The sequence below is a fragment of the Campylobacter sp. VBCF_04 NA7 genome (genome assembly GCF_027737405.1).
Classification (GTDB): Bacteria; Campylobacterota; Campylobacteria; order Campylobacterales; family Campylobacteraceae; genus Campylobacter_B.
On record NZ_JAOVTT010000001.1, the window covers coordinates 339,260 to 353,365 of the forward strand.

At 40.2% G+C, this 14,106-nt stretch carries 11 protein-coding genes and 5 tRNA genes; all 16 read right to left on the reverse strand.

Annotated features, from left to right (window positions below; genetic code table 11):
- Positions 1-31: 31 nt before the first annotated feature.
- Positions 32-4,546, reverse strand: a complete 4,515-nt coding sequence (gene rpoC, locus OFO00_RS01605) for a DNA-directed RNA polymerase subunit beta' (RefSeq protein WP_270862322.1) — start codon at positions 4,544-4,546, stop codon at positions 32-34.
- Positions 4,543-8,679 (reverse strand): DNA-directed RNA polymerase subunit beta, encoded by a 4,137-nt coding sequence (gene rpoB / locus OFO00_RS01610; RefSeq protein WP_270864629.1) that lies wholly within the window; start codon positions 8,677-8,679, stop codon positions 4,543-4,545. Before rpoB ends, rpoC begins: the two co-directional genes overlap by 4 nt.
- A gap of 93 nt (positions 8,680-8,772) precedes the next feature.
- Positions 8,773-9,150 (reverse strand): 50S ribosomal protein L7/L12, encoded by a 378-nt coding sequence (gene rplL, locus OFO00_RS01615; protein WP_270862320.1) that lies wholly within the window; start codon positions 9,148-9,150, stop codon positions 8,773-8,775.
- A gap of 23 nt (positions 9,151-9,173) precedes the next feature.
- Entirely contained in the window at positions 9,174-9,653 is a 480-nt protein-coding gene (gene rplJ, locus OFO00_RS01620) for a 50S ribosomal protein L10 (RefSeq protein WP_270859325.1), read from the reverse strand.
- A gap of 125 nt (positions 9,654-9,778) precedes the next feature.
- Positions 9,779-10,480, reverse strand: a complete 702-nt coding sequence (rplA, locus tag OFO00_RS01625; protein WP_270859324.1) for a 50S ribosomal protein L1 — start codon at positions 10,478-10,480, stop codon at positions 9,779-9,781.
- 59 nt (positions 10,481-10,539) lie between these two features.
- Positions 10,540-10,965 (reverse strand): 50S ribosomal protein L11, encoded by a 426-nt coding sequence (rplK, locus tag OFO00_RS01630; RefSeq protein WP_270859323.1) that lies wholly within the window; start codon positions 10,963-10,965, stop codon positions 10,540-10,542.
- Between the two features lie 23 nt (positions 10,966-10,988).
- Positions 10,989-11,519, reverse strand: a complete 531-nt coding sequence (gene nusG, locus OFO00_RS01635) for a transcription termination/antitermination protein NusG (protein ID WP_270864630.1) — start codon at positions 11,517-11,519, stop codon at positions 10,989-10,991.
- A gap of 12 nt (positions 11,520-11,531) precedes the next feature.
- Entirely contained in the window at positions 11,532-11,705 is a 174-nt protein-coding gene (gene secE, locus OFO00_RS01640) for a preprotein translocase subunit SecE (protein ID WP_270859321.1), read from the reverse strand.
- Positions 11,706-11,719: 14 nt separating this feature from the next.
- A tRNA-Trp gene (locus tag OFO00_RS01645) sits at positions 11,720-11,795 on the reverse strand.
- A gap of 6 nt (positions 11,796-11,801) precedes the next feature.
- Entirely contained in the window at positions 11,802-11,972 is a 171-nt protein-coding gene (gene rpmG, locus OFO00_RS01650) for a 50S ribosomal protein L33 (protein WP_270859320.1), read from the reverse strand.
- A 56-nt stretch (positions 11,973-12,028) separates the two neighbouring features.
- Positions 12,029-13,228: an elongation factor Tu gene (gene tuf, locus OFO00_RS01655; RefSeq protein WP_270859319.1), complete on the reverse strand. Its 1,200-nt coding sequence runs from the start codon at positions 13,226-13,228 to the stop codon at positions 12,029-12,031.
- Positions 13,229-13,285: 57 nt separating this feature from the next.
- Positions 13,286-13,360, reverse strand: a tRNA-Thr gene (locus OFO00_RS01660).
- A gap of 112 nt (positions 13,361-13,472) precedes the next feature.
- Positions 13,473-13,549 (reverse strand) — tRNA-Gly (locus OFO00_RS01665).
- A gap of 9 nt (positions 13,550-13,558) precedes the next feature.
- A tRNA-Tyr gene (locus tag OFO00_RS01670) sits at positions 13,559-13,643 on the reverse strand.
- A 35-nt stretch (positions 13,644-13,678) separates the two neighbouring features.
- A tRNA-Thr gene (locus OFO00_RS01675) sits at positions 13,679-13,754 on the reverse strand.
- 85 nt (positions 13,755-13,839) lie between these two features.
- On the reverse strand, positions 13,840-13,989 hold the full coding sequence (locus OFO00_RS01680) for a hypothetical protein (RefSeq protein ID WP_270859318.1): 150 nt from the start codon (positions 13,987-13,989) through the stop codon (positions 13,840-13,842).
- Positions 13,990-14,106: the final 117 nt, after the last annotated feature.

Sequence of the window (14,106 nt, forward strand, 5' to 3'; positions counted from 1 at the left end):
TTTAAAAAAGGGGCGAATTTCGCCCCCAAAATTATTTTTTAAGCTTGACTTCTTTATCTTTGTATAGACCAGTTCCGACTGGGATTATGTGACCTAAAATGATATTTTCCTTCAAGTCCTCTAATCTATCAAATTTCGCCGCGATACTTGCCTCGGTTAGAACCTTGGTAGTCTCTTGGAAGGAAGCAGCTGAAATCACGCTATCGCTTCCCACAGCCGCTCTTGTGATACCAAGAAGCACTGGCTCAGCGATTGCTGGCTCGCCACCCATTTTCATAATGCGCTCATTTTCTTCTTTAAACCTACGGCGGCTGATTAAATCGCCGATGATTAGCTTAGTATCGCCACTATCTATAATGCGGACTTGGCGAAGCATTTGAGATACGATGATTTCGATATGTTTATCGTTAATCGCAACGCCTTGTGAGCGATAGACTTGTTGAACTTCGCTAACTAGGTAGTAATGAAGCGCCTTTTCGCCTAAAATTCTAAGCACATCGTGTGAGCTAATAGAGCCGTCAGTTAGCCTTTCGCCAGCATGGACAAACTCGCCGTTTCTAACCTGAATTTGGCGAGATTTATCGATTAGATACTCAGCCACAGTGCCGTCCTCGCCCTCGATGATTACGCGCTCTTTTGAGCTCATAGGTTTGCCAAATCTCACAGTTCCGTCGATATCAGCGATGATAGCGGTATTTTTTGATTTACGCGCTTCGAAAAGCTCAGAAACGCGAGGCAAACCACCTGTGATATCTTTCGATTTCGCAGCGGCTTTTGGCGTCCTAGCTAAGATATCAGCAATCGCTACCTCATCTCCACTAGTTGCAAGAATTTGAGTTTTTGGTCCGATATTGTATTTCATCGGCTCGCCCTTGCTAGGTGTGATTACGATAGCTGGTTTTACGCCTTGTGGTAAATACTCATTAATCACCAAGCTACTATGTCCTGTCGCTTCATCGTATTGCTCAGTAGCAGTGTAACCCGGCTCGATATCCTCGTAGCTAACCACACCAGCGCACTCAGCTACCACAGGGGTAGTATATGGATCCCATTGAGCGATTACGGTGTTTTCTTCTTTTTTAGGTTTTGCGATGATATCATCAAATTTAACCTTACTATTATCGTTAAATACAAGCACAGATTCGCGTGGGATATAGTGTCTGATAGCCTCTCTGCCGTTTTCATCAGAGATTACAGCATACATACCTTTTTCGGTTACGATATTTCCCTTTTTGATATCTTTTAGACGCTCTAAATAATCACCTTTTAAGATGAAATATTTGATCTCACCAACTGCGCCTGATTTGATTTTTTGAGTTACAGGCTCGCCGTCTTGGACGCAAATTTCACTAGCAAACGGCACGCGAGCCGGGATATTCCAGTCTGTTTTGATGATTTCGACCAAACTCTCGTTTTCTTCGATATTATCGCCGTCTTTGCAAACGATATAGTATTTGCCCTCGACCTTACCGCTAACACCAGCTAGCTCGTTTGGTTTAGCCAAATCGTGGCGGCGGATATTGTATTTGACCTCATCTTTTTTGCTTTTTACAGAGATATTGACATCATCGTGAGTTACTTCTATGCTTACCTTACCGCTAAATGGAGCTTTGATTTTTGGTTCGACCAAAAGCACAGCCGCATTTCGGCGGTTCATTACGATATTTTTGCCATTGTTTTCATAAGTTTTGACATTGTAATATCTGATATAACCCTCATCGCTAGCGATAACCTTATCTGCTTGTTGATCAGTAGCAGCCGTTCCACCTGCGTGGAAAGTTCTTAGCGTTAGTTGCGTTCCTGGCTCGCCGATTGATTGAGCTGAGATGATACCGACAGCCTCGCCTGGTTTTACCAGTTTGCCTTCGCCCAAATTCACGCCATAGCATTTAGCGCAAACGCCCTTGTGAGCCTTGCAAGTAATCGGAGTTCTAATGCTAACTGATTTGATTCCAGCATCTACGATAGTGCGAACCTCTTTTTCGCCAAGAAGTGTGCCCTCGGTAAATAAAATTTCATTTGAAACTGGATCAATCACATCTGCACTTAGCACGCGACCCAAAATTCTATCGGCTAAATTCTCGACCAAAGTTCCGTTTTCGACGATTTCAGTTACTTCGATACCCTCGTGTGTGCCACAATCATGGATTGTAACGCGGACATTTTGAGCGACATCGATTAGCTTACGAGTAAGGTAACCAGCATTTGCCGTTTTAAGCGCAGTATCGGCTAGACCCTTTCTCGCACCGTGGGTTGAGATGAAGTATTCGTTCGCATCTAATCCCTCGCGGAAATTTGATGTAATCGGGGTCTCGATAATCGAGCCATCTGGCTTAGACATCAAACCACGCATACCAGCTAATTGGCGAATTTGCTCTGAACTACCACGAGCACCACTATCAGCCATCATATAGATTGAGTTAAAGCCGTCTTTGTCGTTTTTCATCAAATCCATCATCTCATCGGCTAGTTTTTTAGTCGTGCTTGTCCAAATTTGAATCGTTTTATTGTATCTCTCGCCCTCAGTTAGCAAACCGCCAGAGTATTGGTTTTGGACTTCGCGGACTTGATTTTTCGCGTCCTCGATCAAATTTGACTTAGAATTTGGCACGATGATATCTGAAACAGCGATTGAAATTCCAGCTTTTGTAGCGGATTCGAAACCTAAATTTTTAAGATTATCTAGGAATTCAGCACTTACTTCCAAACCGCCATTTTTATAGACATAATCGACTAGTTCTGCGATATCTTTTTTCTTTAATTTTTTATTCCACAATGTATCTGGGATAAAATCAGGCAAGATCGATTTGATGACCAATCTACCAGCTGTCGTAAAGATAATGCGACCATCGACCATAGTTTTGATTTTAGCATGGATATCGAGAGAATTCGCCTCCACAGCGACCATAACCTCATCAACATTGGCAAAAATTTTGTTTGTGCCTTTTGCACCAGCTTTTTCAAGGCTAAGATAATAAATTCCCAAAACCATATCTTGCGAAGGCACAGCCACAGGCTTACCGCTAGCTGGAAGCAAGATATTCATAGAACTTAGCATTAAAATTTTGCACTCTGCGATTGCCTCTTGGCTTAGTGGGACATGCACGGCCATTTGGTCGCCGTCGAAGTCAGCGTTGAAAGCCGCACAAACAAGCGGGTGCAAACGAATAGCCTTACCCTCGATTAGGACCGGGTGGAAGGCTTGGATTGACATTTTATGAAGTGTCGGCGCACGGTTTAGCATGACAGGGTGGCCTTTAACGACCTCTTCTAGACACTCCCAAACCTCATTTACCTTGCCCTCAATCATTTTTTTGGCTTGTTTTACGGTTGTTGCATAGCCTTTTTCTTGAAGTCTAGCTATCAAATGTGGTTTAAATAGCTCTAATGCCATTGTTTTTGGCAGACCGCATTGATCCATACGCAAATTTGGACCTACGACGATAACTGAACGACCAGAGAAATCGACGCGTTTTCCAAGCAAATTTTGTCTGAAACGGCCTTGTTTTCCTTTGATAATCTCGCTTAGAGATTTTAGCGGGCGTTTGTTTGCGCCTTTTACAGCGTTTGCCTTTCTGCCGTTATCAAATAGAGCATCGACAGCTTCTTGGAGCATGCGTTTTTCGTTGCGAATAATAATCTCTGGCGCATCAAGCTCTAAAAGTTTTTTAAGGCGAGTGTTACGATTGATAACTCTGCGGTATAAATCATTGACATCTGAAACCGCAAATTTACCGCCGTCAAGGCTAACTAGCGGTCTTAAATCCGCTGGTAGGACTGGTAAATTTGTAATCATCATCCACTCTGGTTTGTTGCCAGAATTTAAAAAGCTCTCTACGACTTTTAGGCGTTTGATTATATTTTTTTTCTTTAATTCTGAATTTGTGCTAGCCATTTCCTCTTTCAAATTTGAAAGAATTTCGACCAAATCAAGATCTGCTAGCATATCTCTGATAACTTCACCACCCATTTTAGCCACAAAACCAGTCTGCTCGAATCTCTCGCGCAAGCTTTGGTATTGCTCTTCGTTTAATACATCGTATTTTTCGACTTTTTTAGTGTTTTCGTTATCATAATACGCACTACCAGCGCTCTCTACGATATACGCCTCGTAGTAAAGCACGCGCTCTAAATCTTTCATTTTGATATTTAAAAGCGTGCCGATACGGCTAGGGAGCGAATTTACATACCAAATGTGCGCTACTGGGGTAACTAGCTCGATATGTCCCATGCGTGTGCGGCGAACCTTCGAACTAGTGATTTCCACGCCACATTTTTCGCATTTCCAGCCTTTATAGCGCATTTTTTTGTATTTTCCGCAAATGCACTCATAATCCCTTACTGGACCAAAAATTTTAGCGCAAAACAAGCCGTCTCGTTCAGGTTTTAGCGTGCGATAATTGATAGTTTCTGGCTTTTTAACCTCGCCGTGGCTCCAATTTTTGATTTGCTCAGGGCTAGCAAGTCTTATGGCAAATACATCAAAATCTTGAACTCTACCGTCTTCTTTAATTTCAATTTTTTCTAAGCTATTGTTTTCGCTCATTTCTTTTCCCCGTTTCCGTAAATTTCAACATCCAAAGCAAGTGATTTAAGCTCGTTTGTTAAAACAAAAAATGTCTCAGGAATTCCTGTTGTTGGAACATTTTCGCCTCTGGTAAGTGCTTTATACGCCGCCAAACGACCATCGACATCGTCTGATTTGACAGTTAGCATTTCGCGCAAGGTATATGCCGCACCATAAGCTTCAAGTGCCCAAACTTCCATTTCTCCAAATCTTTGACCACCAAATAGCGCTTTACCGCCGACTGGTTGCTGTGTAACAAGGCTGTAAGGGCCTGTGCTTCTAGCATGGACTTTTTCATCGACAAGGTGGTGGAGTTTGAGATAATACATACAACCCACATTTACGCGCTCTTTAATCTTTTCGCCCGTGCGTCCATCATAAAGCTCGGTTTTGCCATCAGCGTCGATTTTTGCCATTTCAAATAATTTCGCAAAATCCTCAGGCACGATTCCCTCAAAAATCGGAGCTGCAAATCTAACGCCCTTGCTCCAATCTCTGGCGTATTTCAAAAGCTCTTCATCGCTGATTTTTTCTAGCGTTTTCTTCGCGTCCATAAGCTTAGAAACATTTGCAATCTCAATCATTTTAGCGCGAAGTTCTTTTAGCCACTCGCCAGTTTTTTGCTCTAAAATTTCAGCGATTTGCTCGCCCAAACGCCAGCCTACTAGACCTAAATGGCTCTCCATGATTTGACCGATATTCATACGGCTTGGAACGCCTAGCGGATTTAGGACGATATCTACTCTTTGTCCATTTGGAAGGTATGGCATATCGACCTCTGGGACGATATTTGAGACAATACCTTTGTTTCCGTGGCGTCCAGCCATTTTGTCGCCGACTTTTAATTTGCGTTTAGTTGCGACATAGACTTTGACTAGTTTTACTACGCCACTTGGCAAGATATCATCTTTTTCTAAAATTTCGATTTTTTCATCATGCTCTTCTTTAAGCTTTCGTTTTTCGTTTTGGAAGTGATTTTTCAAATCCTCATACTCTTTTTGAATTTTCTTAGAGTAACCTTTGATAAACGAATTTAGCGTAAAGCGGTTTGAGCTTTCAAGCTCTTCTTTGCTGACAATATCGCCTTTTTTATACTCTTTTTTGTTTAGGCTTTGTGCGCTTTCTAGCTTGCTTTTTGATAGCAAGGCTACGACTTTTAGCATTTCTTCGCGATCTAACATCAAAAGTCTGTCGTGGTGCTCGCGCTCTAACTCTGTCTTTTCGTCCTCATAAGCTTTGTTTGTTCTAGGATCTTTTTCATAGCCTTTTTTAGTGAAAATTTTGACATCGATTACCACGCCTTCCATAGAAGCTGTCGCGTAGAGTGATTTATTTACCACATGTCCTGCTTTTTCGCCAAAAATCGCTCTTAAAAGTCTTTCCTCTGGGGTTGGTTTAACCTCGCCTTTTGGAGTTACTTTTCCTACCAAAATCATACCAGGTTTGACATGGGTTCCGATTTTGATAATTCCACTCTCATCAAGGTGAGAAAGCTCTTCTTCCTTGATATTTGGGATATCTCTGGTGATCTCTTCTACGCCGTCTTTTAACTCTCTGGCTTCAATCTCTTTCTCATAAATATGCACGCTTGTGTATTCATCAGCGCGAATCATCTTCTCGCTCATTACAACGGCGTCCTCGTAGTTATAACCATGCCATGGCATAAACGCGATTAGAGCATTTTTACCGATAGCTAGCTCGCCGCCGTCCATGCTAGGACCATCTGCGATGATTTGTCCCTCTTTGACACTATCGCCTTTGCGCACAATTGGGTGCTGAGAAAATGTAGTGTTTTGGTTAGTGCGTAAATTTTTCTCCATTGAGTAGTGATCGATAAACGGACCTTTTTCATCTTCGCCTAAGATAAAGATATTTTTGTTATCTACTTTTTCGACCACGCCGGCTCTTTTAGCCTTAATCGCTTCCCAAGAATCCCTAGCGATAGTCGCTTCCATACCTGTGCCTACAATCGGAGCAGTTGCGTATAGAAGTGGAACTGCTTGGCGTTGCATGTTTGAACCCATTAGCGCGCGGTTGGCGTCATCGTGCTCCAAAAATGGAATAAGTGAAGCAGCCACACCAGCAATCATACCAGAGCAAAGGTCGATTAGAGTGATATCCTCGCGTCTAGCCATAAGGTTTTCGCCGTCTTTTCTAGCTTCTAGCATTTCCTCGATAATCGCGCCGTTTTCGTCTAATTTAGCAGAAGCAGGAGCGATTACATGACCCTCTTCTTGTGTAGCAGTTAGATAAACGATTTCGTCTGTTACCTTGCCATCGACAACCTTTTTATAAGGAGCTTCGACAAAGCCTAAATCATTTACTTTTGCATAAGTTGCAAGGGTATTGATAAGACCGATGTTTTGACCCTCTGGGGTTTCGATTGGACAAATTCTACCATAGTGAGTCGGATGGACATCGCGCACCTCAAATCCAGCGCGCTCTTTAACCAAACCGCCCTCGCCAAGAGCAGATAAACGACGCTTGTGAGTAACCTCGCTAAGTGGGTTTGTCTGATCCATAAATTGGCTCAACTGACCGCCTGTGAAGAATTCCATAAGGGTAGTTGTGATGATTTTTGGATTAACAAAATCATAAGGCATAAGCTCATCGATATTTCCGCTAATGCTTGCAAATTTATCTTTTATAGCTTTTTGAACCTTGATAAATCCAAGGTGCATTTCACTAGCCAAAAGCTCGCCGATAGAGCGAATTCTACGATTGCCTAGATTATCTCTATCATCGATAAAGCCTTCGCCATTTTTAACTTTTATCAAATATTTTGCTGTTTTTATAATGTCTTCGTTAGTTAGCACCGTTACATACTCTGGTGTTTCGTTGCCAAGCTTGTGGTTCATTTTCATACGGCCGACTTTTGTAAGGTCGTATCTTTCAGGGTTGAAAAACAGATCATTTACAAACGATCTCGCAGTCTCTTTAACCACTGGCTCGCCAGGGCGCATAACTTTATAAATTCTAATAGCTGCTAAATCGTTTTCATCATCAACGCCTTCGCTTTGTTGTAAAATTTTAAGAGCTTCACTATCTTGGGCAAATGAGTTAATGATAGAGGCATCGACACCACTAGCTAAATCGTTTGCGATTGTAAATTTTTTCTGTGAATTTGCAATAGCGACTAGTTTGGCTTCATCTAACGCAGCAAGTGAATCATATATAACCTCGCCACTATCTTTATCAAAAATCGCGTCTGCTAAGTGGCGCTCTGCTAAAATTTCAGCTGGATATTCTATAAGCTTTAACCCCTCTTCTGCCAATTTTTCAGCTTTTTTTAGAGTTAAACGCTTGCTTGCTTGGTGCAAAACCTCGCCTTTTTCGTTGATGATATCATAATCAAGTCTGCCAGCATACTCTTTTGGATCGAAATCTGTTAAGAATTTACCTTTTTTAACATAGATTGTTTTAATCGGATAAAATAGTTTTATAATGTCTTGTTTTTTATATCCAAGTGCGCGGAAAAGTATAGTAATAGGAACCTTGCGTCGTTTATTAATGCGCACATACAATACATCTTTCGCATCGTATTCGAAATATAGCCAGTTGCCGCGATCTGGTATGATTTGGGCTGTGTAGATTAGTTTGTTTAATACAGTCGGGCTCTCTTCTTCTTTGAAGATAACGCCAGGACTTCTGTGTAGTTGATTTACCACGACACGCTCGACACCATTAATGATAAATGAAATTCTATCGGTGATAAGCGGAATATCGCGAATATAAATATCTTGTTCTTTTATATCTTTAACGCCGATTTTTTCGCCTGTTTTATCATCTCGCTCATGCACGATTAGGCGAATTTTCATCTTTAAATTTACAGAATATGTAAGACCACGCTCCATACACTCTCTAATCGAGTATTTTGGCTTGGAAAGCTCGCTACTTACATACTCGATGCTTAGTCTGTTTTGAGCATCATGAATAGGAAAGATAGCACGGAAGACTTTTTCTATACCACTATCTGCATTTGAGTTATCAAGATTTAAAAAGTGATCAAAACTTTTTTTTTGTAATTGTAATAAATTTGGTATCTCTATATCTTTTGGGACCTTAGAAAAATCAACTCTAAGACGATTACCTGAATATAAGCTATTTAACATTCTACTACCTCGTAGTTGTATTTTAAGAAAGAAGTGTCGGCGCTTGCACACCGACACACATTATGATTTGCAAAACTAATAAATTTTGCGAGATTATTTAAGTTCGACCTTAGCGCCTGCTTCTTCAAGCTCTTTTTTAGCTTTTTCAGCATCTTCTTTGCTAACGCCCTCTTTAAGAACAGATGGTGTAGACTCAGTAGCGTCTTTTGCCTCTTTAAGACCAAGACCTGTAAGAGCACGAACGACTTTAATAACATTGATTTTTTTGTCGCCTGCATCAACTAATACGATATCGAATTCAGTTTTTTCCTCAGCTGCTGCTGCACCTGCTGCTGCACCTGCTGCGCCAGCTACCATAACAGGAGCTGCGCTAACGCCGAATTTCTCTTCGAATTCTTTAACTAATTCGCTAAGCTCTAAAACTGAAAGATTAGAAATGAATTCTAATACATCTTCTTTTGTAATTGCCATTGTTTTTCTCCTAAATTTTTATTTTATGCTGTTTGTTCTTTTTTTTCTTTAAGCGCATTTAAGCCGATCGTAAAATTTTGAATCGGTGCGTTCCAGACTTGAAGTAACATTGCGATAAGCTCGTCTCTGCTTGGCATTTTTGAAAGCGCGCGAACTTTTTCGATGCTAGTAACTTCACCATCGACATAAGCAGTTTTAAGTGCAAATGCTTCGTTTTTCTCTTCAAATTTAGCAGCAACTTTACATACTGAAAGTTGATCGCCCCATAAGAAAATATTTGTATCTTTGAAACTCATACCATCTTTTTCGGCGTTTTTCAAAGCGATAGCTGCTAATGTATTTTTGATAACTCTGACTTTTACATCAAGCTCACGAGCGCTATTTCTAAGTTCTTCTAGTTTTTTAACATCTAGACCTTTGAAATCAGATATAACAATAGCTTCGCTATTTTTGAAAGCTTCGCTTAGTTCTGCTACGATTTGTGATTTTTCATCTCTCGTCATTAGGTTTCTCCTTTCCGATCGGTGATTTCAAGCCAAGAGATTTAAATTTAAGCTAGTTAAATTTAAATCAATTAAGTCAAAGCGACCTTGAACTATCTCCAATCTAAGATAAAAATTTTAAATTTTTATTTTAAATCAATAACTTCTTGGCTATCAAGAGTAACAGCTGGGCTCATAGTTAGCGAAAGTGCTGCATGAGTCACATATCTACCTTTTGCAGTAGCTGGTTTGTGTTTGTTAATGGCTTTGATAAATGTTGTAACATTATCCAAAAGTTGTTCTTTGCTAAAACTTACTTTTCCAAGACCAGCGTGGATATTTCCTTGTTTATCAACGCGGAAATTTACTTGACCACCTTTTGCATTTTTAACAGCTTGTGCTACATCCATTGTAACAGTGCCTGTTTTAGGGTTTGGCATTACGCCTTTTGGTCCAAGAATTCTACCTACTTTACCGACTAATCCCATTAAATTTGGAGTAGCGATAAGAACATCGAAATTTATAATACCTTTTTGGATTTCCTCGATTAAATCATCTGCGCCTACGATATCAGCACCAGCCTCTTGTGCCTCAGTTGCTTTTGCATCTTTTGCGATAACAGCAACGCGAACGCTCTTGCCTGTGCCAGCTGGTAAAACGATAGAGCCGCGAACCATTTGGTCTGCGTGGCGTGGATCTACATTTAGTTTAAGAGCGATTTCAACAGTTTCGTCAAATTTAGCAGATGCTAGACCTTTTACTGTATCGATAGCCTCAGATATGTTGTATAGTTTATTAGAATCAACTTTTTTCAAAAGTTCATTAAATCTTTTCGAATTTTTTGACATATATTTCTCCGCAATTTTAAAGTGCTACCGCTTTTATTTAAATCTTAGCGGTCAAAAGATTAATCTACTATGGTAATACCCATAGAGCGTGCAGAACCAGCAATGATTCTAGCTGCTTGTTCGCGATCGTTGGTATTTAAATCAGCGATTTTTTTCTCAACAATTTCCAAAACTTGCGCTTTTGTTAAAGTCGCAACTTTTTTCTTCAAAGGATTGTCTGAACCTTTGTCGATTTTAGCTGCTTTTTTAATCAAATCTGTCGCAGGTGGTTGTTTTGTGATAAATGTAAAGCTTTTATCAGCATAAACAGTGATAACAACAGGGATATTATAACCTGCCATATCTTTTGTGCGCTCGTTAAATGCTTTACAAAATTCCATAATATTTACGCCTTTTTGACCCAAAGCTGGACCAACTGGCGGACTTGGATTTGCTTTTGTAGCGGCGATTTGTAATTTAATCTCACCAACAACTTTCTTAGCCATTTACTATACTCCTTATTAAATTTTTAAATTATCTTTTCGACTTGTGAATATGAAATTTCAATCGGCGTGCTTCTACCAAAGATAGAAACATTTAATCTAAGCTTGCCGTGAAGCATATCATACTCTTCGACAATACCATTAAAATTCGCAAATGGTCCATCGATAATTCTAACAGTCTCGCCCTCATCAAAATTGATTTTTGGTTTTGGTGCTTGACGATTATTGATTTTTTCAAGAATTATTGCGATATCTTTTTCCAATAAAGGAGAAGGTTTTTTAGCCTCGCCGATAAAGCGACTAACTTTTGGCAAAATTTGAATTCTATGCCACAAAGTAGTGTCTAAATCTAAATTTGCAAAACAATATCCAGGATATAAACTTCTCTCTTTGATAGTTTGTTTTGTATTTTTGACCTCGATAACATCTTCTGTGGGAACTAAAACCTCACCGATTTTATCTACAAGCATCTCATCAGCTTTTAGAGCTTCGATAGCATTTTTTACTGCCATTTCACTGCCAGCATAAGTCTGAATTGCATACCATTTATGTGCCATAAAAAAACCTTTCTATGCAGTAATTGCAGTAGACATTAGAAAATCTACCAAAGCCAAAAATAACGCTATGACCACAACCACAACAACTACTGAAATATAAGCAGTTCTTGTTTGCTCTTTTGTTGGAAAAATTACCTTATCTAATTCTATTCTTGCTTGTCTATAATATTCTTTAATTTTTTCCATAATCCCTATCCTCGTGGCAGGGCAAGAGGGATTCGAACCCCCAACCATCGGATTTGGAATCCGGCGCTCTACCGTTGGAGCTATTGCCCTATAAACTTATTTAAGCTTAACTTCCTTGTGAAGTGTGTGTTTTTTTAATCTAGGGCAGTATTTTTTAAGTTCCAATTTTTCTGTTGTTGTTTTGCTGTTTTTATAAGTGCTGTAATTGATATCTCCGCACTCAGAACATTTTAGACCAATTTTTACTCTACTTGAATTTTTTGCCATATTACTTCCTTAAATTTAAAAAAACAGACGGATTCGAAAATCCGTCTGTATAAAAATTATGCAATGATGTTTGAAACAACACCTGAACCAACAGTTCTACCACCCTCACGGATAGCGAATCTTGTTCCTTGTTCAAGAGCAACAGGAGCAATAAGCTCAACTGTGATTTTAACATTATCACCAGGCATAACCATCTCTGTGCCAGCAGGTAGAGTGATTGAGCCAGTAACATCTGTTGTTCTAACATAGAATTGTGGTCTATAATTGTTAAAGAAAGGAGTGTGGCGTCCGCCTTCCTCTTTTGTTAGAATATAAACTTCACCTTCGAATTTTGTGTGAGGAGTGATTGATTTTGGTTTGCATAGAACCATACCTCTTTCAACTTCTTCTTTTTTAGTTCCTCTTAGCAATACACCGACATTATCGCCAGCTTCGCCTTGATCCATCTCTTTTCTGAACATCTCAACGCCAGTAACTGTTGTTGTTTGAGTTGGTTTAAGACCAACGATTTCGATTGTGTCGCCTACTTTAACAACACCTTTTTCGATTCTACCAGTTACAACTGTACCACGACCTGAGATTGAGAAGATATCTTCGATTGGCATCAAGAAATCTTTATCAGTGTCACGAGTTGGAGTTGGGATATAGCTATCAACAGCGTTCATAAGATCCATGATTTTTGCTGACCACTCGCCGTCGTTACCAGCTTTTGCCTCTTCAAGAGCTTGAAGTGCTGAACCAGCTACGATTGGAGTATCATCGCCTGGGAAGTTGTATTCATTTAGAAGCTCTCTAACTTCCATTTCAACTAGTTCTAGAAGCTCAGGATCATCAACCATATCAGTTTTGTTTAGGAAAACAACGATGTATGGAACACCAACTTGGCGAGATAGCAAGATGTGCTCTCTTGTTTGTGGCATAGGACCATCAGCTGCTGAAACAACTAGGATAGCGCCGTCCATTTGAGCAGCACCAGTAATCATGTTTTTAACATAGTCAGCGTGGCCTGGGCAATCAACGTGAGCATAGTGGCGAGACTCTGTTTCATACTCAATGTGAGATGTAGCGATAGTGATACCGCGCTCTTTTTCCTCAGGAGCATTATCGATATTGTCGTAATCTTTAAGCTCAGCAAGACCTCTTCTAGAAAGAACAGCAGAAATAGCAGCTGTCAAAGTAGTTTTACCATGATCGACGTGACCAATAGTACCAATGTTTACGTGTGGCTTGTTACGAGTAAATTTTTCTTTAGCCATCATATCCTCCGTTATTAATTTGTGGTTACACAATAAAAAACTAAGCAATTTTCTAAATGGAGCTCATAGCGGGACTTGAACCCGCGACCTCTTCCTTACCAAGGAAGTGCTCTACCTCTGAGCCATATGAGCATTACCCCTGGCCAAGAGAAATCGCTACCTACTATCTGACAATGTAAGACGAAATTTGGATATAAAAGCGTATAAAAGCATTAAGTTTTTACAGCTCCCAGTAAAACCCAAATGGAGCGGGAAACGGGGCTCGAACCCGCGACCCTCAGCTTGGAAGGCTGATGCTCTAGCCAACTGAGCTACTCCCGCATAGATTCATGGTGGTGAGACGTGGATTCGAACCACGGAAGACATAGTCAGCAGATTTACAGTCTGCCCTCGTTGGCCACTTGAGTATCTCACCTAATGAAAATCTGGTCAAACACTGTTACAAAAAAATGGAGCTGGTGAACGGACTTGAACCGCCGACCCACTGCTTACAAGGCAGTAGCTCTACCAACTGAGCTACACCAGCATTTTGAAATTGAAGTTTGGATTATATCTGAAAAAAAAATCTTTGTCAAGGTTTTTTTGAAAATTTTAAGTCAAAATTTCAAATTTTACTCCCCTTTTTGCTGCGGTATTATGTTTCCGCATTTTTTGCACACCGCAAACGGCTTCGTGCAACTAAAAATAAAAATTTGCAAATTTCCACATTTTGGACATTTTACTAGCTTTGGTTTTCCTGGAATTATGCCGTTGATTTTCATTTTTTATCCTTTATAATCGATTTTTTGTTTTTCTCGCAAAAGCGCAGGTATCGCGCCGTCTCGCCCTATGCCTAAAATTCTGCTTCTTAGCAAATTTATCTCACGCAGGCTCGCCTT

Coding starts and splice junctions, on each gene's coding strand:
- rpoB (WP_270864629.1), bottom strand. CDS start 8,679: ATGTTAAATAGCTTATATTCAGGTAATCGTCTTAGAGTTGATTTTTCT.
- secE (WP_270859321.1), bottom strand. CDS start 11,705: ATGGAAAAAATTAAAGAATATTATAGACAAGCAAGAATAGAATTAGAT.
- rpoC (WP_270862322.1), bottom strand. CDS start 4,546: ATGAGCGAAAACAATAGCTTAGAAAAAATTGAAATTAAAGAAGACGGT.
- rplA (WP_270859324.1), bottom strand. CDS start 10,480: ATGTCAAAAAATTCGAAAAGATTTAATGAACTTTTGAAAAAAGTTGAT.
- OFO00_RS01680 (WP_270859318.1), bottom strand. CDS start 13,989: ATGAAAATCAACGGCATAATTCCAGGAAAACCAAAGCTAGTAAAATGT.
- nusG (WP_270864630.1), bottom strand. CDS start 11,519: ATGGCACATAAATGGTATGCAATTCAGACTTATGCTGGCAGTGAAATG.
- rplL (WP_270862320.1), bottom strand. CDS start 9,150: ATGGCAATTACAAAAGAAGATGTATTAGAATTCATTTCTAATCTTTCA.
- rpmG (WP_270859320.1), bottom strand. CDS start 11,972: ATGGCAAAAAATTCAAGTAGAGTAAAAATTGGTCTAAAATGTTCTGAG.
- rplJ (WP_270859325.1), bottom strand. CDS start 9,653: ATGACGAGAGATGAAAAATCACAAATCGTAGCAGAACTAAGCGAAGCT.
- rplK (WP_270859323.1), bottom strand. CDS start 10,965: ATGGCTAAGAAAGTTGTTGGTGAGATTAAATTACAAATCGCCGCTACA.
- tuf (WP_270859319.1), bottom strand. CDS start 13,228: ATGGCTAAAGAAAAATTTACTCGTAACAAGCCACACGTAAACATTGGT.